Source organism: Paenibacillus whitsoniae (assembly GCF_003955665.1).
Classification (GTDB): Bacteria; Bacillota; Bacilli; order Paenibacillales; family NBRC-103111; genus Paenibacillus_E; species Paenibacillus_E whitsoniae.
This window is the reverse complement of sequence record NZ_RXHU01000009.1, coordinates 17,023-37,750: the sequence shown is the minus strand read 5'-3', so window position 1 is coordinate 37,750 and position 20,728 is coordinate 17,023. Positions and strand designations below refer to the sequence as shown.

The 20,728-nt window shown below is 52.7% G+C and carries 16 protein-coding genes and 1 pseudogene; 10 read left to right on the top strand and 7 right to left on the bottom strand.

The genetic code is table 11. From position 1 onward, the window contains the following. Positions 1-48: 48 nt before the first annotated feature. Positions 49-762 carry a Crp/Fnr family transcriptional regulator gene (locus tag EJQ19_RS02130; protein ID WP_126139566.1) on the bottom strand — a complete coding sequence of 238 codons (714 nt, stop codon included), beginning with the start codon at positions 760-762 and terminating at the stop codon, positions 49-51. 249 nt (positions 763-1,011) lie between these two features. Between EJQ19_RS02130 and EJQ19_RS02125 the strand changes: the two genes are divergently transcribed. From EJQ19_RS02125 to EJQ19_RS02115, 3 genes are all read left to right on the top strand, one after another. Beyond that, positions 1,012-1,479 (top strand): hypothetical protein, encoded by a 468-nt coding sequence (locus tag EJQ19_RS02125; RefSeq protein WP_126139565.1) that lies wholly within the window; start codon positions 1,012-1,014, stop codon positions 1,477-1,479. A gap of 70 nt (positions 1,480-1,549) precedes the next feature. Further along, positions 1,550-2,200, top strand: coding sequence for a response regulator transcription factor (locus EJQ19_RS02120; RefSeq protein ID WP_126139564.1), 651 nt, complete (start codon positions 1,550-1,552; stop codon positions 2,198-2,200). Further along, positions 2,193-3,299, top strand: coding sequence for a PAS domain-containing sensor histidine kinase (locus EJQ19_RS02115; protein ID WP_126139563.1), 1,107 nt, complete (start codon positions 2,193-2,195; stop codon positions 3,297-3,299). The genes EJQ19_RS02120 and EJQ19_RS02115 overlap by 8 nt, the downstream gene beginning before the upstream one ends. Positions 3,300-4,058: 759 nt before the next feature. Here the strand turns inward: EJQ19_RS02115 and EJQ19_RS02110 are convergent. From EJQ19_RS02110 to EJQ19_RS02100, 3 genes are all read right to left on the bottom strand, one after another. Next, complete coding sequence (locus EJQ19_RS02110) at positions 4,059-4,607, bottom strand: DoxX family protein (protein WP_126139562.1); 549 nt, start codon at positions 4,605-4,607, stop codon at positions 4,059-4,061. A gap of 111 nt (positions 4,608-4,718) precedes the next feature. Then, the gene (locus EJQ19_RS02105) at positions 4,719-7,931 is read right to left on the bottom strand and encodes a galactose-binding domain-containing protein (RefSeq protein WP_126139561.1); all 3,213 of its coding nucleotides are present in this window, start codon (positions 7,929-7,931) and stop codon (positions 4,719-4,721) included. 254 nt (positions 7,932-8,185) lie between these two features. Further along, a complete protein-coding gene (locus tag EJQ19_RS02100; RefSeq protein ID WP_126139560.1) occupies positions 8,186-9,046 on the bottom strand; it encodes a helix-turn-helix transcriptional regulator in 861 nt (286 codons plus the stop codon). 133 nt (positions 9,047-9,179) lie between these two features. Here EJQ19_RS02100 and EJQ19_RS02095 point away from each other — a divergent pair, with 133 nt between their 5' ends. The 5 genes from EJQ19_RS02095 to EJQ19_RS02075 all read left to right on the top strand — a co-directional run bounded on the left by EJQ19_RS02095 (position 9,180) and on the right by EJQ19_RS02075 (position 15,881). Next, the gene (locus EJQ19_RS02095) at positions 9,180-11,120 is read left to right on the top strand and encodes a glycoside hydrolase family 127 protein (RefSeq protein WP_241242683.1); all 1,941 of its coding nucleotides are present in this window, start codon (positions 9,180-9,182) and stop codon (positions 11,118-11,120) included. 289 nt (positions 11,121-11,409) lie between these two features. After that, positions 11,410-11,766, top strand: a complete 357-nt coding sequence (locus EJQ19_RS02090) for a response regulator (protein ID WP_126139558.1) — start codon at positions 11,410-11,412, stop codon at positions 11,764-11,766. 50 nt (positions 11,767-11,816) lie between these two features. After that, entirely contained in the window at positions 11,817-12,242 is a 426-nt protein-coding gene (locus tag EJQ19_RS02085; RefSeq protein WP_126139557.1) for a chemotaxis protein CheW, read from the top strand. A 17-nt stretch (positions 12,243-12,259) separates the two neighbouring features. Further along, entirely contained in the window at positions 12,260-14,278 is a 2,019-nt protein-coding gene (locus EJQ19_RS02080; RefSeq protein ID WP_126139556.1) for a chemotaxis protein CheA, read from the top strand. Positions 14,279-14,291: 13 nt separating this feature from the next. Continuing rightward, on the top strand, positions 14,292-15,881 hold the full coding sequence (locus EJQ19_RS02075; protein WP_126139555.1) for a methyl-accepting chemotaxis protein: 1,590 nt from the start codon (positions 14,292-14,294) through the stop codon (positions 15,879-15,881). Positions 15,882-15,965: 84 nt separating this feature from the next. On the opposite strand, the gene EJQ19_RS02070 is transcribed toward EJQ19_RS02075, so the two are convergent. The 3 genes and pseudogenes from EJQ19_RS02070 to EJQ19_RS02065 form a co-directional block, all read right to left on the bottom strand. After that, positions 15,966-16,607 carry a ThuA domain-containing protein gene (locus EJQ19_RS02070; RefSeq protein WP_126139554.1) on the bottom strand — a complete coding sequence of 214 codons (642 nt, stop codon included), beginning with the start codon at positions 16,605-16,607 and terminating at the stop codon, positions 15,966-15,968. Between the two features lie 117 nt (positions 16,608-16,724). Then, positions 16,725-16,799: pseudogene (locus EJQ19_RS32340) on the bottom strand (hypothetical protein); the annotation flags it as partial. Positions 16,800-16,902: 103 nt separating this feature from the next. Next, a complete protein-coding gene (locus EJQ19_RS02065) occupies positions 16,903-17,460 on the bottom strand; it encodes a hypothetical protein (protein ID WP_126139553.1) in 558 nt (185 codons plus the stop codon). A 224-nt stretch (positions 17,461-17,684) separates the two neighbouring features. On the opposite strand from EJQ19_RS02065, the gene EJQ19_RS02060 reads away from it, so the two are divergent. Next, positions 17,685-19,865, top strand: a complete 2,181-nt coding sequence (locus EJQ19_RS02060) for a GAF domain-containing sensor histidine kinase (RefSeq protein ID WP_126139552.1) — start codon at positions 17,685-17,687, stop codon at positions 19,863-19,865. A gap of 3 nt (positions 19,866-19,868) precedes the next feature. After that, on the top strand, positions 19,869-20,507 hold the full coding sequence (locus EJQ19_RS02055; RefSeq protein ID WP_241242682.1) for a response regulator transcription factor: 639 nt from the start codon (positions 19,869-19,871) through the stop codon (positions 20,505-20,507). Positions 20,508-20,728 lie beyond the last annotated feature (221 nt).

Here is a 20,728-nt window from a genome sequence, read left to right as displayed (position 1 = left end):
CTGGGGCAGAAGGGCCGTATGTACAGCCGCGGTGGACGTATTCCGGAGCTACATGCGGCAGATTTCTTTGGGGCAATTCTCGCAGTGGCAAATGTCGCGCAAATAATTAGCGTCCTTAATCATAATGTGACCGTCGCGGAAGTCGATGGCGTCTTCTTTTTTCATTTCATGCAGCATGCGGTTGACGCCTTCCCGTGTCGTTCCGATCATTTCCGCCATCTCCGTATTGTTCAGCTTATAGGTGATCAGCGTATGGTGCTCTTTCGGAACGCCGTACGAATTGCTAAGCCGGATCAGCAGGGAGCAGAGCGCGCCGGGCTTGCCGTACATCATCAGATCGCGGAACTTGGATTCCGTCATGCGGTGCATAAGGCCCATCCATTTCATAAATTCTACAGCCAGATCACCGTGCTGCCACAGGAGAATTTCGAGATCCTTGCGCTGAATCACGCCGATCGCCGTATCTTCCGTCACTTCCGCGCTGAAGCTTTGCACCGAATCCTGGAACGGGTCCATCTGGCCGAAAAGGTCGCCCGTTTGATGCAGATAAAGGACGAAGCTCTTGCCGGTATCCGACAGCTTGGTGATGCGGACGCTCCCTTTTACGATATAATACAGACGCTCGGCGGGATCCCCTTCACGGAAGAGGTAATCCCCTTTTTTCGCTTGCTTGCTGTACATGATGCCTTCTAATCTATGAAAATTTTCCTCGGAAAAAAATTGCCGAATTCCTTGTGTGGTGGTGGGGTATTGCTTGATCATCCGTACCAGCTCCTCGTTACCTACTTGATATGTTTATTGTAGCGTGTTTAACGGTTTTCGGTTATCGGGAGATTCACTGATTATGGTGGGGGAAAATCCTGATTCTCTCTCATCCCCGAGAAGTGGCGGTGCCTCTAACCTGAGTGAAAAATCAGGGAATTCCCTGACAGACAAACGGAGGCGACCCGTTTACAATAGCAGTAAAACAAGTTTCACTCTGGCGCCAAGCAAGTGGAGGTGGCTATCGGTATGTCAGAGCATCAGACATCAACGCTTATGGAAGTGCTGCAAAGCGTGCAGCGTGCCGCTGCGAGCGATTTCGCCGCCTTGGCGCCGATAACGGGTGGGCAGTCTCGCATTCAGTGGAGGATGGCGGCGGGCCATCGCAATGAACGCTATACGCACATGGTTGTAAAAGCGGGCCAAGGCTTGGCCGGTGAAGTGCTGCGCCACGGCAAATGGGCGAAGCTGGAAGAGAGCGGCGCTTTCGTGGGAGGTCAGCAGCTGCGGTGCCCGTTGATGTTGGCGGAGCAGCTGCTTGCAGCAGCGGTGTTCCCCATCCCTGATCCGGGTGGGTCGGCTCAGCCGCTCGGTCTGGTCTATGTGGGGAGAAGGCAGGCGGACAGTTATACGCCGAACGATGTTGCGAGGATCGAGGCAATTTTGCCTGAATTGGCCTCCATTTTAAAGGTAAATCAGCAGCGCATATCGAAATGAGTTCCATTCGCGGAATTCATTTTTTTGCGTAGCAACACCATTGATCGATGGTTGTAGAAGGAGGATGGCGATGCCTAAAATTGTGGTGGTAGACGATCACGCCGTCGTTCGTTCAGGCTTGATGAGCCTGCTCAGCGGCAAGCATGGCAATGAGGTGATCGGCGAAGCGACGAACGGGGAAGAAGGCATTCAAGCTGCGTTGACGCTGAAGCCCGATGTGGTGCTGATGGATTTGAATATGCCGGGTATGGATGGACTGGCGGCAACGGCGGAGCTGAAGCGGCTGATGCCGGAGGTAGAGGTGCTGGTGCTCACGATGCATGATGACGACGAGTATTTGTTTCAGGCGATTCATGCCGGGGCCTCGGGATACGTGCTCAAGAGCGCGCCTCATGAGGAGCTGCTGCTTGCGATTCGCTCCGTCTCCAACGGACAAGCTTATTTATACCCGACAGCGACCAAACGGTTGATGCATGAATATATGGAACGGTTGAAGAACGGTGAGCCGGCGGGCACGTACGAGACGCTCTCCGAGCGGGAGAAGGAAGTCATCGCGCTGCTCGCCAAAGGGTTTTCCAATAAAGAGATTGCTGAACAGTTGATTATCTCCGTCAAGACCGTCGAAACGCACAAAAGCAATGCGATGGAGAAGCTCGGGCTGAAAACGCGGCCGGAGCTTGTCAAATATGCAGCCCAGAAGGGGTGGCTGACCTTTGAGTAAAGACGACCGCCGTGCCTACCCGGAAGTGATCGGGCAGCATGTGGAGGGGCTGATCGCCCGCATCGGCGAACATGTGACCGACCCCGAGTACCGGCAGAGCTTGGAACTGACCTTGAAGCAGTTGTCGAACGTGAAGTTCGCGCTGGACGAATCGTCCATCCTGGCGGTGACCGATGATAAAGGGCGAATCGTATATGTGAACGACAAGTTTTGTTCCATTTCTCAGTATTCGCGCGAGGAGCTGCTGGGGCGGGACCACCGGATTATCAATTCCGGCTATCATGGCAAAGATTTCATGGCGCAGCTGTGGAACACCATCGCATCCGGCCAAGTCTGGCACGGCGAAATCAGGAATAGAGCCAAAGACGGCTCCTATTACTGGGTGGATACGACGATCGTTCCTTTTGTGAATGAAGCAGGGAAGCCCTATCAATATTTGGCGATTCGGAACGAAGTGACGCGGCTCAAAAAGGTGGAAGAAGAGCTGCAGCTTATGATGTCTCAGGTGCTGCAGATTCAGGAGGAGGAGCGGCGAAAGTTCTCGCGCGAGCTGCATGACGGCATCGGCCAAAGCCTGTTCTCGCTGCTGATTCAGATGGACCGCCTGATTGGAGAGGACGGCAGCGAGGAGATTGTGCGGCTGAGGGAGATGACCTCGGGCGTCATCGAAGAGGTGCGGAGCTTGGCCTGGCAGATCCGGCCGTCCGTGCTGGACGATCTCGGCGTGCTGCCTGCGATTCGCACGTATATTGAGAATTACACGGAGTATTACGGCATCCATGTGAAGCTGACTGGTACCCTCCGGAGGCGGCTCGGTGCGCTGGAAGAAACAGTGATCTACCGGGTCATCCAGGAAGCCTTGACCAATATCGCCAAGTATGCCGATGTGTCGGAAGCCGGCGTGTTCGTGCTGGACGAGGCGGATGGCGTGAACGTGCGCATCGAGGATAAAGGCAAGGGCTATGATCGTGCGACAGCAGGGAAAGGCGTCGGCTTGTTCGCGATGGAGGAGCGGGCCAAGAGTATCGGTGCCCGGTTCTCGGTGCAGTCGGAAGCCGGCGTCGGAACGACGGTGACGCTGCAAATTCCGAAGGTGTAGGCTCGCTGTCGGCTTTGTCAGCACCGTGGGTATGGAGCGGCTACTCCGTAGGATGGTAACGGCGCGTTACTGTCGCTAAAGGCCGCCAGTGAGCTTATTTGCCGAAAAACCGTGATTCCTGCACGTACCTTTGCAGCAGCGGTACTGTTTTCAACTTGTTACGCTCATCGAATTTGTTAGTTCATGAAATGGAAAACTGCCCGTTCATTTTGGTTAAAATCGGCTTCTGTGCTGACTGAACTGGAAAACCTCCAGCTCATTCAGCCGTTTCGAGGGAGGTGCCGCCAAAACGGGCAAATGGACTGGAAGAATTCCAGTTGAACATCCTGATTTACGCCAACATGCGAAAATATACGGGAGAAATTCCAGTTCATTTAACAAGCGGTGACAGGTGGGGACGGTGAGTTCGATCAACGTTGCCAAGTTCAGGAGGCCTCTTGTGCGCTTGAGCTGACAGCAGGGGACCTTACCTCCTCAATGTTGTCAGGTTAAGCTTCTGTAAGCCATCTCGTCTGCGTTTGGCAGAGTTGCATCCAGGATCGGTATTGCACGGTAAATTCGGGGTTTGAGGCTCGAATAAGGCATCTATGCTCCCCAATTATCCTGAAATGGAGCAATTCTCCCCAATAGCGCACTGACATTCCGCTAACTTCTTAACCTGACAATAAGGGGCCTTCCTCTCCGCGGCAGCCAGCGGTTATGCCAATACAAAAAAGAACGCCTAGCGAGTCAACTCGCTGGGCGTTCTTTTAAATTTGCCTAGTGGAGATGCGCCGCGCCTGCGCCTGCGCCTGGCCCCGTTTTCTGAGCGGCGGGGTCTTTCTTGCGGAAGACCCAATTGCGGATCAGCGGCAGCAAGTAGTAGTCGGCGCCGAACCGGCCGGTGTTCGCGCCACCGATGAAGAGAACGAAGCCCACGAGAATGAACCAAGGATTCGTGCTTACGGTGCCGGCGAACATGAACATGAAGTTCATCAGCAGTCCGAAGAAGGCGGCGGCGGTTGTCAAAGCGCCCAAGATCAGGCCAAGTCCGACGAGGAACTCGCCGAGTGGAATCATGAGGTTAATCAGCTTCACGTTCGGCACAGCGAAATGCTCGACGAATTTCGTGAAGGTCGGATAGACAAGTTCGTTCGTCGCTTTATCCAGGACAGGCTTCGTCACGGCGTTGGTGAGAAAGCCTTTGGCGTCGAAGCCGTCGCGGAGTTTATCCCAGCCGTGAATGAACCATTGAAAGCCCAAATACAGCCGAATGATCAGAAGCGCAATACCTGCATACTTGTTCGTTCTTACCCAATTGATGAACATAAGTCATCATCTCCTGCCAAGTTTTTGTTGTTTCCTTGATGACTTAACTGTACCACTTGGCAAAAGTTCCCGATGTGAGAAAACTCACAATCGCAGAAATTAGGCTGATAGTTAATTGTACACCTTGAATTCATACGCTGAAGCGCTGCCGCCGCTGTAGCTGGAGCCGGTCACTGTCACTCGAATGTAGCGGTAAGTCCCTGTGAGGGTGTCCGTCGTGAGCCCCTGCGTCGTGTTGCTAGTACGATCTAGAATCGTCGTATACGTGACGTCGTCGTTGCTGCCCTCAATGACGTACTGGTAGTAGCGCGGATAGGTCGTGCTGTTGTACCAGTAGCTCTCCAGCTTACTGACGCTCGTCGCGCTGCCAAGATCCACTTTCCACCACTGCGGGTAGGTGTTGGTGACAGCAGCCCAACGGGTCGACGTTGTGTTGCCGTCGTTGGCTTTCGCTACGTCGTTGCCGGTTTGAACCGAGCTGGCGGTCGACGCTTTGCCCTGCGAGACCAGTTGGCCTGTCGGATTGGCATCGCCATAGACGTTGAATTCATACGCCGAAGCGCTGCCGCCGCTGTAGCTGGAGCCGGTAACGGTCACCCGGATATAGCGGTACGTCCCTGTCAGTGTATCGGTGGTCAATCCCTGCGTCGTGTTGCTGGACTTATCCACAATGGTTGTATACGTTGCATCGTCGTTGCTGCCTTCGATCTTGTATTGATAAGAGCGCGGAAAGGTTGTGCTGGTGTACCAATAGCTGTCCAGCTTCGTGACGTTCATGGCACTGCCAAGGTCGACTTTCCACCACTGCGGATAGGTATTGGTTACAGCCGCCCAACGAGTCGACGAGGCATTGCCGTCGTTCGCGTTCGCCACCTCGTTGCCGGTCTGGAAGGAGCTGGCGGTCGCCGTCTTGCCGGTAGAGATAATGCCTGTCGATGTTGTGGCGCTGATCGGCACGGTCCAAATGCTGGTGCCGTTGCTGTTCTTGGCGTGCACCTGATACGTGTGCGTAGAGCCGGTTGCCAAGCCTGTGTGGCTGTACGGGCTGCTTACGCCGCTGACGAGCGTGCCGTCGACGAGCAGGTCATAGCCGGTTGCCCCGGTTACGTTGTTCCAGCTCACGTTGATCTGGGAAATGCCCGCCGCTGTCGCGCTAAAACCGGTTGGCGCCGCAGGGATATTCGGATTCGCCGCAACCGGCGCGATTGTCATCGCTTGGGCGTTGCCTGCGCCGAATTTGATGCTTTGAATTTTGGCCTGGCCGGATGCAAATTCAACACCCAGCGCGCTAGTGCGGTTCACGAGGCGGTAGGACGAGAGGCCGTTCAGGCTCGTATTCGTAGCTGCGGCAATCGTCGCCTGGGAAGAAGACGGCGTCAGATAGGCCGGTGTCGCTGCGCCGATCGGCAGCAGGTACCACTGATCGCTGCCCACAGCCGAGCCGTTGCCCGCATTGCCAGTCGGGTCCGCGCCGTTGTCGGCAGTTCCCGTAGTGACGGAAGCGCCCATCGCCCGCGTCGCGGAAGGGGTGGAACCGGATACCTTCAAGAACTTGCCTGTAGCCACGTTCTGCAGCCGATAGAAGCCGCTGTTCTTGGTCGGATCGAACTCGTCTGGCACAGGGACGAACTGCCACTGGCCTGCTGTGCCGTCTTGCAGCGCATTGCCGCCGATGGAAATCGTATAGGCCGTTCCCGGCGCAATCGCCGTGCCGTTCTGGTCTTTCGGCGCGTTATACGCCGAGTAATAGGTCTGCCCCGCGCTTGGCGTGGCGGCGGAGTAGTTCTTTTGCACGCCGGACAGGTCGGAAATCGTGCGGAACGAGTAACCGCTCACCTGCTGGTTCGTCAAGCTGCCGGTGTCGATCTGGGACAAGTAGCTGCCGACCGTCGAGGGTAGTTTGCCGACCACTTTGAACGTATCGGGCTTACCGAGATCGTCCGTTTCGTATACGTAGCCATCGTAGCCGACGGAGCGGTATTTGCCGCTGTAGGCGTTATACGAGAACGCGTTCTCATATTGTGTGTTGACCGGCAGGAACAGCCGCCCTGTCGTGTTCTCTTTAAAAACCGGCGAGCCGGCGCTTGGCTTCACAGTTGTGAGGTAGCCGGTCGCGTTGTTTTCCTGGGTGATGACGACCTGGCTGCTTTGAATACTGACGGTCATGGTCGCATCCAGCGCCGGGTCGGAGTAGGTGACCGATGGCAGGGAGGTGCCGCCCGCATTTTTGATCGTGCCGTTGACCGTATTGGCCGTATAAGTGTTGCCTGCAACGTCTTTAAAAGTAAAGTCACCGCTGCTCGGCACCTTCAAGAAGCCGATGTTCAGCGAGGAGCCGTCCATGCCGGTGCCTGTCAACGTCAAGCTGTCCGTCGACGGTGTATAATTGACGGTCAGGTTATGGTCGCTGCCGGCCCCCATCGGGCTGCCGATCCAACCGGCATAGCCTTTGATTGCGGAGCGGGTCCACGTGCCGTTGTACCACACGTCCCAGGAGCCTTCCGCCATTTTGGCGCTGATCGGGGAACGGGCCAGGCTGAAATACGTCAGGATGTTGCTGTAGCCCGGCTTCCAGTTAATGTGATTGTTGTACAGGACGTAGAAATAGCCGTTCACATTATCGACGAAGAAGCGGGTGCCTGCTACGCCGTATGACCAGGTCGTGCCAGGGAAGTTCGTACTCGTTGCCGCTTCGTTGCTGTCGTTCCACGGCGAGGTCGCCACTTGCCCGATAAGCTGCCAGGTTGCGCCTTTATCCGTCGAGTAGGTAGCCAGGACGCGATTGTTATGAACCCCTGTGGCAATGCGCTGATTCGTTGTCGGGTTGTTCGTCGCAAAAGGCGAGAATTGATATTCATCGTTGGTCAGCGCATACCAGTAGCCTGTGTCCGGGTCGATCCAGACGCCGATACCGTCGTTGTGGTCATCCTGATAAGGCGTAGGGATACCGTAGGTTTGATCGATTTGGTAATTGATGGTGCCCGGCCGGTTCCAGTACGAATTGTACACCGTCGTCGTTCCCCAGTTTGTATTCAGCTTGCCCAGATCGGTGTTCGTGTTGTACTTGATCCAGGAGCCGCCGTTGTCCGCCTGCTCGTAATTCGCCAGCGAATACATCCAGTGAAAGTCGCCGTCCTTATCGACGAACGCCGAAGCGGCAATATCGGCTGTGCCGGAGGATAAGTTCGGAACGGACCCATTTTGAAGATAGGTCGGAAATTTCTCGGCAGCGAGTGCCGCCGTCGCTCCACCGAACGCTTGAGCCGTCAACAGTGTCAGCAGTGCAAGTGGAACAGTGACTTTCAGTTTCTTTTTAAAACGCACACCATTACCTCCTCATAAAATTGAGTTTTCATAAATGGAAACGCTTTCCCTTGCCGGGATGAAGCCGTGCGCCAGGTTGTTCGCGCCATCGCTCCCCCTTTCGTCTGCCACGCGCCGGATACCGGCTATTGGCTCCCGGTTCTTATTGTAGCCTTAGCTTGCGGAGGGCGGATACGCTCTCTTTTTCACATGGATGAGATTTTCTTAAGCTTCAGGAGGCAGGTTGAAAAAAAGACAGTGGAGATGAAAAATCGTCAGTGCACATATTGCTTGCGAAACTGCAGTGGGGATACGCCGACTTTCCGGTGAAAGCAGCTGGAGAAGTAAGGCGTGTAAGTAAAGCCGACGTGTTCCGCAATCTGGGCAATCGGCCAGACTGTGTTGATGAGAAGCCGCTTCGCCTGATCGATCCGGTAGTTGTGCAGAAACTCGCTTGGCGTGCAGCCATAGACATCTTTCATGCAGCGTACAATGTAATTGCTATGAAAGTGCAGCGCAGCGGAAAGCGTCTCATTCGTCAGCTCTCTCTGGTAATTTTGCTTAATGAATGTTTCCGTCTTCTCAGCTAATTGGCGAACGGGGGAAGAGTGGTGGGGACGGCCCTCCTGCTCCAGCAATTGCCAGAGCTGCATGAACAGCGCCATCTCCTGCCAGAAGGAGCTCGAGCGCTGAACGGCGGCAAGCTCCAGCAATTCGTCGAAGATTCGGCGTGCTGCCGTAACCTGGGCTAGCTGCGCAGCTTGTGGAATTCGAAGTGTGTATCGATTCGCGAACGGCTGCCCGCTCGGTGGATAGAGGTTCGTCGTCTCCTCCTGGAGTGTCCAGGGACCAGCGTATTCAAAATGCAGCCAATAAAACACAGTCTCCGACGTGCACGACCCGGTGGGGTAGTGGTGGCCATCCGGGCTCAACAGCAGCATATGGCCTTCGGTTAGCTCCCAAGTTCGACCGTTCTCACCCATAAACAGTGTGCCTTTGACGACCAACAGCAAATCGAAGATTCCCAAATGCCGACGGTTCGGATGCTGCTCCCCGGGCGAGTACTCGGACTTGCCACAGCCCAAATAGTAAGGAGCCGGCGGCAATTCAAACGCGTAATGCTGGTGATTGTCCATCGTCGATAGTCCCCTTTCATTTGTGTTGAATTTTATAAAAATAAGGTGATTTTATTCGTTCTCTATCCTTATTTTACAAGTTATACTGGCGAAGATGAAGGGTTTATTTCTGATGTTTTGGAGGCGGAAAAAAATGGGGCAAGCGCGAATTCATGATGACTTTTGGAATCGGTATAGGGATCTGGTACGAGGAACGGTTATTCCTTATCAATGGGAGGCGTTGAACGACCGTGTGGAGGGTGCGGAGCCGAGCCATGCCATTCGCAACTTTCGGATCGCAGCCGGGCTGGAGGAGGGAACGTTTGGCGGTTTCGTGTTTCAGGACAGCGATCTGGCCAAATGGCTTGAAGCCGTAGGCTACTCGCTTGCGTCGGACCCGGACCCGGAACTAGAGCGGATTGCGGATGGGGCGATCGAGCTGATTGCGCAGGCCCAGCAGGAGAACGGTTATCTGAACACCTACTTTACGATCAAGGAACCGGGAAAGTCCTGGACGAACCTGCTTGACTGCCATGAACTGTACTGCGCAGGGCATATGATAGAAGCAGCCGTAGCTTATTACCATGGAACGGGCAAACGCAGGCTGCTCGATATGATGTGCAAATTCGCCGATTACATCGAAGAGGTTTTTGGCGCGGAAGAAGGGAAGCTGCCAGGGTACGACGGCCATCAGGAAATTGAGTTGGCTTTGGTCAAGTTATATGAGGCGACCGGCGAGCTCAGATATTTGAAGCTCAGCACCTATTTTATCGATCAACGGGGGCAGGAGCCTTCTTATTTCATGGAAGAGTGGGAGCGCAGGGGTCGAATGGGCTATTGGCAGCCCGGCGTGAAAACGCGTCAGCCGGATCTTGCATACACGCAGTCTCATCTGCCGGTGCGGCAGCAGACGGTGGCGGTCGGCCACGCGGTGCGAGCTGTGTACATGTATACGGCGATGGCCGATCTGGCACGGTTGAACGGGGATGCGGAACTGGCTGCAGCCTGCCGGACCCTATGGGGGAACATGACGCGAAAGCAAATGTATATCACCGGCGGCATCGGCTCGACGCATCATGGCGAAGCGTTCACGTTCGATTACGACCTGCCGAACGATACGGTCTATGCGGAGACCTGTGCCTCGATCGGGCTCATCTTCTTTGCGCAGCGGATGCTTCGCCTTGAGGCTCGCAGCGAGTATGCGGATGTGATGGAGCGGGCGCTGTACAATAATGTCATCGGCAGCATGTCGCAGGACGGCAAGCACTACTTCTACGTCAATCCGCTGGAGGTATGGCCGGAAGCCAGCTGCAAAAACCCTGGTCGCCACCACGTCAAAGCGGTGCGGCAGCCGTGGTTCGGCTGTTCCTGCTGTCCGCCGAACGTGGCAAGACTGCTGAGCTCGCTGAACGACTACATCTACACAACCGATGAGAAGGAGCGTACGGTGTATGCGCATTTGTTCATCGGGAGCGAAGGCTCATTCTGGCTGGGCGATGGCGAGCTATCCTTACAGATGAGCGCTAGGCTGCCATGGGAAGGCCACGTACAGCTCGACATTCGCGGCAATACTGCCGGAGAGAGCACGCTGGCGCTGCGCCTCCCGGACTGGTGTGGCGGTCAGGCGCAGCTGGCTGTGAACGGGCAGCCGGTCGCGTATGAAATGCGTGACGGCTACGCACGCGTGACACGCGCCTGGCAGGCCGGCGACAGCGTGAGCTGGGAGCTGGCGATGAAGCCGACGTGGATGGCTGCGCATCCGTCCGTGCGGGCGAACAGCGGCAAGGTGGCGCTGCAGCGCGGGCCGCTCGTCTATTGCTTGGAAGCGGCCGACAATCGGAGTCCGCTGACAGCGCTGGCCGTGTCGCCAAGCGGCAGGCTGTCGGAGCAGCTGGACAACGAGCTGCCGGGCGGCGTGATCGCGATTCACGGCGAAGGCTTTGTTGATCCCGAGGCAACGGGAGATGAACAGCTGTATCTGCCGATTGAGTCCGCCGGTGCCGCCGAGCCGTTCACCTGGAAGGCGATTCCCTACTATTTATGGGGGAACCGGGGAGAGGGCGAGATGAGTGTGTGGGTGCGCAGGACGAATTAATGGAGCGTCTTGTACGCGCATCGCAAATAGACAAAAGCAGGGCTGCCCCGATGGGGGCAGCCCTCTTTTGCCGAAAGTGTAAACGTTGATAAGCTTCAAAAACAAGAACGTAGTCGTTTAGTACCTGGGAACAGGGTAATTAAAACTATTTTCATATACATAAATAGGGTTATGTGGTAAAATAGACCTATAATTCGACACGGAAATACAATTTATGACAATCGAATTTGATTCTATCTTTATCATGAGGGTGCTAGTCAACTAAGAAATAACACGAGGGGGATCCCAAATGGCGCGAATACTGATTGTTGATGATGCTGCATTTATGAGATTATCACTAAAACAAATCTTAGCGGCCAATGACCATGAGGTGGTAGCGGAAGCCCAGACCGGTAAAGAAGCCATTCAGGCTTACGATATATATCGACCGGACATTGTTACAATGGATATTACAATGCCGGATATGGATGGGATTGAAGCTGTAAAAAGAATAAAGGAATTAGATCCCAAAGCTAAGATAATCATGTGTTCCGCGATGGGACAGCAACAAATGATCTTAAGAGCCATAGAGGCGGGGGCGATGGATTTTATCGTGAAACCTTTCCATCATAATCGCGTGATTGGATCGATAGCAAATGCGTTGTAAGATTTAACTTACAAGAGGGTGTAAACAAGAGGATGTAAAGGAGGTTATCCATGATTACGACTCATGAGCAATATGTTGAATTTGGTATTGGTGATGAAAATTACGCTATCAAGATCTCGGAGATTCAAGAGATTATCAGAAATCAGGCTATGACGGACATCCCAAATAGCAGGCATTATGTACGCGGGGTCATCAATTTGAGGGGAAGAATTGTGCCTATTATTAGTTTGAGAAATTTATTCTCCTTACAGGATGATGCTGAATCGAAGTCTACACGGATCGTTGTTGTTAATCATCAGGAGGAGTCCATTGGCATTATCGTTGACCGCGTGAATAAGGTAACGATGTTTACCGATATTCAACCTCCGCCTGAGCGGATAGGCGGCATTAGCGGAGATTTCTTTGTCGGCATTGGGATTACTGCAACAGGATTAGTCGGGATTTTGAAGCTGAATGAAGTGCTGCTTCGGAATTAGCGAGTGGAGGGGGACGCATGCTGGACCTATCGGACTTTCGGGAAGTATTTTTAGAGGAATTGGAAGAACAGCTTCAAATGATGGAACAGGAAATATTATCGTTGGAGATCGATGGTGGAAGCGATGCAGGAATCCAACGGATGTTTCGAGCGGCCCATACCTTAAAAGGCTCTTCTGCCGCAATGGGCTTTGATAAGATGAAGACCCTTACGCATGAAATGGAGCATTTTTTGGATAAAATCAGAAACCGATCTGCATCGGTATCGTCTGCTTTAATTAATTTGTTTTTTGCCTGTTTAGATAGAATGAAAAATTTACAAGCTGAGATTGTTGAACATCACAGGGAGCAATCCGATATTACTGATCTGGTAGCCAAACTGCAAGCCATGCATATGGAATCGGAATCCAAGCGGCGAGGAAAGCCTCAAATTCCGGTGGAAGTTTTCAACTCTGCGCAGATGGCGGAAGGAAAAGAATGTATATTCCTCCGTGTCCGCCTATCCGATGAATCCGTTATGAAGTTAGCCAGGTTCAATGTCATCAACACGAAATTATCCAATCTTGGTACGGTTTACTGGAAGGATGCCGATCTCGAAAGTGAAGTAGACGATGACAAAATTCAGGATGCGCAATGGTTACTCTCGTCGCAGTTGGAACAGGACGAAATCAAACGGATTGTGGAATCTATGATGGATGTACAATGTGTTGAAATTGAAAAGCTTCAATTTGAGCATCTAGAGGTTGATGCCACAGAAATAACAGAAGGAACTCAGCATACAACGTATGAAGGCAAGGAAAGTCCGGAACCGGCTGCTTTGGAGCATGTTGAAAAGTATAAATCCAGCACAATTCGCGTGAATGTAGACCGACTGGAACAGCTAATGAATTTTGTCGGAGAGCTCGTCATTGAGCAGACACGTATACAACAAGTGGAAAAGCAATTCCGTCAGAAATTTGGCGGAGAGCATTCTGTTGAAGAGCTTGGTGATATCTCTTATCATCTGGCACGTATCGTTGGGGAGCTGCAGGAAAATGTCATGAAGGTACGCATGCTTCCGATAGACCAATTGTTTAGCCGCTTCTCAAGGATGATTCGGGATTTATCCCAATCGCTTCATAAAGAGGTTGAACTTGTGCTAGAGGGTAGGGAAACTGAGCTTGACCGAACCCTGATTGAAGAAATCGGCGACCCGCTGATTCATTTAATTCGCAACGCCATTGATCATGGCATCGAAACACCCGAAGTTCGGAGAACATCAGGGAAACCGGAAAAAGGAACTATTCGTATTCAAGCGGCGCATGAAGACAATCAGATAGCGATTACCGTTTCCGATGACGGCACAGGTATCGATCCCAACAAAATTCGCCATGCAGCGATTAAGAAAGGTGTAATCAGTGAAGAAAAGGCAAACCAATTATCAGATCACGATGCCATTCAACTGATTTTCCATCCGGGATTCTCGACAGCATCGCAATTAAGCGAGGTATCAGGTCGCGGTGTTGGCATGGATATTGTACGAACGGATGTCGAGCGGCTCAATGGCCTTATCGACATTGAAACCGAATTGGGAAAAGGCACGATATTTAAGATCAGGCTGCCGTTGACGCTGGCCATTATTACGGGATTGTTAGTGGACATAGGGAGAAAGACATTTATTCTGCCGATGAGCAATGTGACTGAAATTGTCCGTGTAGAGCCTTCAAGCCTTCAAAAAGTCAAAGGGATACCTGTGATTACGATAAGGAACCAAATTATTCCGGTCATCTGGCTGCATGATTATTTTGGCTATGCCAGATCAAATGAAACAAGTAAATTTGTACCGATCGTCATTATTGGAAGAGCGGAAAAGCGCTTGGCGATTGCTGTCGATGAATTGCTGGGCAATCAAGAGATTGTTATTAAATCGCTGGGTGCCTACGTAGGCCATCTAGATGGAATTTCTGGCGCAACAATTCTTGGGGATGGCAAAGTCGCGCTCATACTGGAAGTAGGCGGCATCATGAAATTAGTTAATGATCACATAACGACAAAATAAGGGGTGCAGCATCATGAATGTGTATCTAAACTTGAAATTAAAAACAAAATTAATTTCCGCCTTTATGCTTATCGCAATAATTATGGGGTTTGTCGGCTATTATGGCTTGAGTAACGTCAGTAAAATGAATGACCGTGTCGATTACATGTATGCGGGGATTGCAATTCCGATCAATGATGTATTGAATGCGCAAGTAAATTACACCCTAATGAGGGTTTCCATTCGAGATTTATATATAGCGCAAACCGCAGATGAGAAGAAAAAAATTGCTGATTCCTATCAAGCTGCAAAAGTCTCTATTGAGACAGCCATCGCCAAGTATAAAGCCAGCGAATTAACGGATATTGACAGAGAAGCGCTTCAACCTTTTGATGCGGCATGGTCTGCATACACCAAAACTTATGAAAAGGCCATTGAAGCCGGTGTATCCCAACGTAATGCTGATCTTCTTGGGCTAATCACAGGCGATTTAAGAACGCAAGGCGATACTTTACGGGATGTATTGAACAAGATTGTGGCAGCGAATTTAAAAGATGCGGAAACCTCCAATAAAGAAAGCAGTTCTTTATACAAAAGTTCACGAAATATAACGATTGGTGTTGTCATCCTAGCTGTCCTGCTCAGCATGGGATTAGGCTATCTCATCGCACAACTGATTGCAAGACCGCTGAACCGTGTTGTTTCGCTCGTTGCCAAAGTGGCTAATGGCGATCTTAGTGATCATATTGACATCAACACCAAGGATGAAGTCGGCATGCTGGCCACTTCCATTAATCATATGATTGAGAATTTACGCGGCACGATCGGGAATATTCTGAATTCGTCCCAAAGCGTAGCTGCAGCAGCGGAGCAAATTTCCGCTACGACACAAGAAATTGCAAGTGGAAGTGCTAGTCAGGCAAACGCTGCACAAACGATCAATGAATTATTCAGAGAGCTATCCGTAGTCATCCATAGTGTAGCGCAGAATACAGAAGAAGCCTCCGAGCTTTCTAACAATACGGTTCAAGTGGCCAAAGCCGGCAGCGAAGTGATTCAATCCTCCATGAGAAGTATGAGTGAGGTCAGCACGAAGATGTCCCGGTTGGAAAGTGATTCGCAAAAGGTAGGTGATATCATTGAAGTCATTGAAGATATTGCTGATCAAACGAACTTATTGGCGCTGAATGCCGCCATTGAGGCAGCGAGAGCCGGTGAACAAGGACGCGGGTTTGCTGTTGTGGCTGATGAGGTTCGCAAACTTGCCGAACGAAGCGGAGAAGCGACGAAACAGATTACAGTCATCATTAAAGGGATGCAGGAAAATACACGTCAAAGCGTCGCTGCGGTTCAGGAAAGCGCAGCCTTGTCTAAGCAAACCGGCGAATCTTTTCAACAAATTGCTTTGATGGTCAACGAAGCGGGAGAAAAGGTATCTGAGATTGCTGCTGCAAGTGAAGAGCAGTCTGCTCAAACCTCAACGGTATTGATCTCGGTCGAAAACATTTCGACCGTCACAGAAGAATCCGCTGCCAGCAGTGAAGAAACAGCAGCCACAGCGCTGTCTTTGGCTCAATTGGCAGAGGACCTGCAACAATCCGTTGCCATTTTTAAAATCAAATAAATTCAATTGAATGGCTACATATTCACAAGATAAAAAGCGGGTGCTTTCCCGTCCGAATGGACGGATAAGCACCCGTTTGGCGTCTTAAGCGAGGCTGGTGCTGCTTGCCCACTGGGCGGCAGCGCGGATCCAGTCGGCGTACGCCTCGGATTGGAAGGAGGGCAAGTGGTGCCCTGGCGCGAGGTAGGCGACACGGCCTAGTCCGTACGGGCGCACCCAGGCGGCCGGCCAGTCCTTGCCTTCGTGCGCGTAGGTCAGCAGCACGTCGATTTGCGCGAGCGGGTCCAGCTCGAAGCGGTAGGGCTCTTCATCTATGACGAACGGCGCAAGGCCGTTCGTGAGAGGATGCCCGCTAGCCGTCAAAGCGAACGGGAGCGTGGTGTAAGCCGGGTGCCCGGTGAAGCGGGCGCCGATGAGCTGGCTCAGCTCCGGACTGCCTTGGACGGAGATGCCGTTGTGGACGACGAGCAGGCCGCCGCCGCTGGCGACATAGTTCAACAGGCCGGCGACCTCGGCGGCTGCGGGCACCTTTTTCCAGACGTCCAGATAGGAAATGACCAGTTGGTGCAGTCGCAAGGTTTCCAACTGCAAGTGGGAGGTGCCTTCGGCTGCCGTCACCTCGTAGGATGGGCCGAGAATATCGATGAATCGTTCCTGTACGGCCCGTAGGGGATGGTACGGCGCATCGTCGTTATTGCCAAGCAGAAGCGTAGGAATACTTGTCATAGGGATTCGTCTCCTTTTAATGTGCTACGGTTTGCGTTACCACGGCCAGCGCTTCCCTTGATAATCGATCAATGCGAGCGGTTCATCCGGCCAGTTGGGGCTATGCCGCTGCTCGATGACGCCGAAATTCATCGTGCCCAAACATAATTTGCTCACTCGGGGCCCGGATCGGCCCAAAAAGTTATACTCCATGCTTCATATCTCCTCACACCCGATGATGATTTCATTCTAGTTGAATTGTTGTGAACCAGCTATACTGGAATGGCAGGAATATATAGCATTATGTCAGGGGCAATTAAGCCAATCCCTGCTTTGAACGCTGCAATTTGCCCGTGCAGATGGCATATCCCATGCCGACATAGGTCAATCCCCAGAAGAATGCCATATATTTATTGTCTTCTATCGGCAGCACCATGGAGAGCAGCATCAGCGCAAACAAAGCGACGACCCAGCGGGGGAAGACGCGTGCTCGATAAGTAAGGATGGCGAAGACCACGGTGCCGATGGTCAGGCCGATCAGCATGAGCATTCGCAAAGCGATAAGGGCAACACCTCCGGTCTCTTCCGTTGGGATTGCACCTTGGAGTGTCGACCAGAGCATACAGACTGTCGCGATGTTGCCCAGACTGATGGCGAGCGCCGTCACGAGTCCGATCCTCCCCGTTTCTCTGGATTGCACCAAATAGAGGACGATGGTGCCGACGGACATGAGGATGCTGGCGACGAGGCCGAAGGCAAGCTCTTGAGGACTATCGGTTCCCCAGATGAAGGCGCTCGGCGTCATCCCCATCCGTGCGAGGCCCGCCAGCAAACAGACCATACCCAGCCATTGCAAAACACGAATTTCATTCATAGTGATTTCCTCCTTGAATCGAATCGATTGATTACGATTTTGAGTATAGCGGATAGGAAATCACGGACGACAGAGCATGCCGTTCACATCATTCGGGAAAAAGAGACCGGGATGTTTTCGGGAAGTTTGGGAAATCCCCCGGGAAGTTGCGGTTTCTCCGTATTCAGGGAGCAAGCTGGCAGATATAATAGAGGAAGCTTTCGAATCAGAGGAGCGTGTTCCACATGCAAGAACCAATTGCGGAGCGAGCAGCGCCGCCGGGGGTGGGGATCATTCGGAAGGGGCTGTTATCGATCCTTCCCTTGCTGTCTGTCGTGTTTACGGTCATTACGGGCGTGTTATATGCGATCGGCATCCCGCGCTACTACGATAAGCTCGTTGCCACTTGTATTATCGACGGATGCGGCAAGCTCGTGCCGGCAATGCCGCTGACGAACGCGGGATCTTTTCACCTTTCGCTTGAAGACTATGCGCTATTGTTCGTCTGTATAGACGTGATTTTTACGTGTGTTTATTATGGGGCGGCGCTTCTTCTTATGTGGAAAGGATTTCGCGAGCCGATGGCGATTCTGGCTGCTCTCGCGATGGTTGCCTTCGGAACAACGTTTCCTTCCTTATCCTCCGTCGCTTTTTCAACTGACACCTTTCAGGGCTGGTGGTTTTCTCTGGTAGCGTCCTTGGGGTGGGTGGGCTTATCTCTGTTGTTTCTGCTTTTTCCTAACGGTGCGTTTGTGCCGAGGTGGACGTTAGGGGTATTCATCTTCATTTTGATTGTGGATGTCAGCTCTTTCTTTCATCATGGACTCATTTGGATCGACATAACCGGCTCCGAGTATCTCGAGCCCATGTGGTATTTCGGGACGACGCTGACTCTGTTGTACGCGCAAATCTATCGGTATGCGAAGATTTCTTCTCTGGCTCAGCGCCAGCAAACCAAGTGGGTCGTGTACGGACTTACTGTCGGCATGATCGGTTTTCTCGGAATGAGCATATTATTCAGCCCCGGCATGAATGACGGAACCGCGCTGACTTACGTGTATCTGAACGCTGCGCTTAACCTGGTCCTGCTCGCCATCCCCATGACGCTGACGATGGCTGTGCTGAGACACCGATTATGGGAAATCGATCCGCTTGTCAAAAGAACGCTGGTATACGCTGCTTTAACGGTATGTGTAGCGGCGCTTTATATATTGTCGGTGTATTACTTGGGCCGCATATTCGAAACCCGAGATAATCTGTTTGTCTCGTTAACCGCGACGGCGATCGTTGCGGTCGTGTTCGCTCCGCTCAAGGAACGGCTGCAGCGGCTGATCCATCGGATGTTGAAAGGCCGTCATGACGATCCGTATGCCGTTTTGCTGGAACTCGGCAGCCAGTTAGTCAGACCGCTCCCGCCGGAATCGATGCTGGAGGCGTTGGCCGACACGGTCAAAGACTCGCTACGGCTTCCCTACGCAGGCATTGCCATCGGCATCGGCGGAGAGGATGCGTTTGTCGCCTCATCGGGGACGGTTCAGCCCGACGTGATGGCGTCTCCGATTATTCACCGGGGCGAGCGGCTGGGCACACTGTATGTCTCCAACCGCTCGCCGGGAGAATCGTTCTCGTCGGAAGACCATAAGTTTCTGGAAGTGCTGCTGCAGCATGCCGGGCCGATTGTAGAGAATGTCAATATGACGCTGGGGATGAAGCTGCTGGCCAAAGATTTGCAGGAGTCCCGCGAGAAGCTTGTGCTGGCGAGGGAAGAGGAACGGCGGCAAATTCGCAAAAATCTGCACGATGACCTCGCGCCCCGGCTTGCAGCACTAGCGCTCAATGCCGCAACAGCGGAGAAGTATGTCCTCAAGAAGCCGGATGCTGCCATTGAAATGCTCGGCGACCTTCGCCATATGATCCGCGCAACCGTAGCTGAGATTCGCACGCTTGTTCATGATTTGCGTCCGCCGTCATTGGATGAATTGGGCTTGCTGAGCGCGATTCAGGAGCGCATTAACGAATTGAACAAGCCCGCCAAGCTGCTGGCGGATGAGCAGGGGACGCCCTTGACCCGGATTAGGCTGCTGGAACCGCCCCAGCTTCCCGAACTTCCAGCGGCGGTCGAGGTGGCGGCTTACCGGATCGTTACGGAATCCTTGGCTAATGTCGTGAAACATAGTCAAGCGACCGAATGCTCGGTCAAATTATCTATTTTGACGGCGAATCGACTGGTTATCGAAGTGACGGATAACGGCAGGGGCGTTCATACCACATATCCGCAGCGTTTTCCCGGGAAGGGCGGGATCGGGCTGCAATCGCTTCGGGAACGGGCAGCGGAGCTCGGCGGCCAGTGTACGATTGAGCAAGTTGAACAGGGCGGGACGCGCGTAATGGCGGTGCTGCCGTTTTATCAAAACGAGGAGGCATAAACGGTGAAAATCGTAATCGCAGAGGATCATCCGATGTTTCGCAGCGGCGTGCGTAATTTGCTTAGAACAACCGACGATCTTGAGGTGATTGGAGAAGCGTCGACGGGGGAAGAGGCGCTAGTGCTCGTTGAATCCTTGCAGCCCGATCTTGTGCTCATGGACATTCGCATGCCGGGCATGAATGGAATCGAGGCGACACGGCTCATTAAAGAGCGGCATCCGCTGACCGCGGTGCTCATTCTGACGATGTTTCAAGACGACCAGTCGGTCTTTACGGCCATGCGGGTAGGGGCCAAAGGCTATATTCTGAAAGATTCGGACGAACATGAACTGCTCCAAGCGATTCGCATGGTTGGCAATGGCGGTGCGGTGTTCAGCTCCGATATTGCCAGCCGGATGATGCACTACTTCTCTCAGTCTCCTGTGGTGCCGGCCGAGGATCCCACCTTCTCCGAGTTGACCAGGCGAGAAATGGAGATTTTGGAGCGAATTGCGGAGGGGGACAGCAACGCTCAGATTGCTTCAAAGCTGAGTATCAGCAACAAGACGGTTGCCAACTACGTATCCAACATCCTGAATAAACTGCAAGTCACGGATCGCAACGCGGCGAAACGCTTGGTTCAAATGACGCGAGAAGAATAAAATAAGCGGGTCGAAGCCTCTACTTCCAACGGATTTGTTGGGTTAGAGGCTTTTTTATACCATTAAATTTCCTGATCTATTCCCAAAACCATCCTGAAAGTTTCCCGCTCCATTTCCTGGCCATGACTCATGCAACCCAATCGACGGCGCGATAAGATGAAGATGCAAAGGCGTGAGTGATGCGTTGCACAGTAGGCAGTTGATCTGTGAAGCCCGGCTCC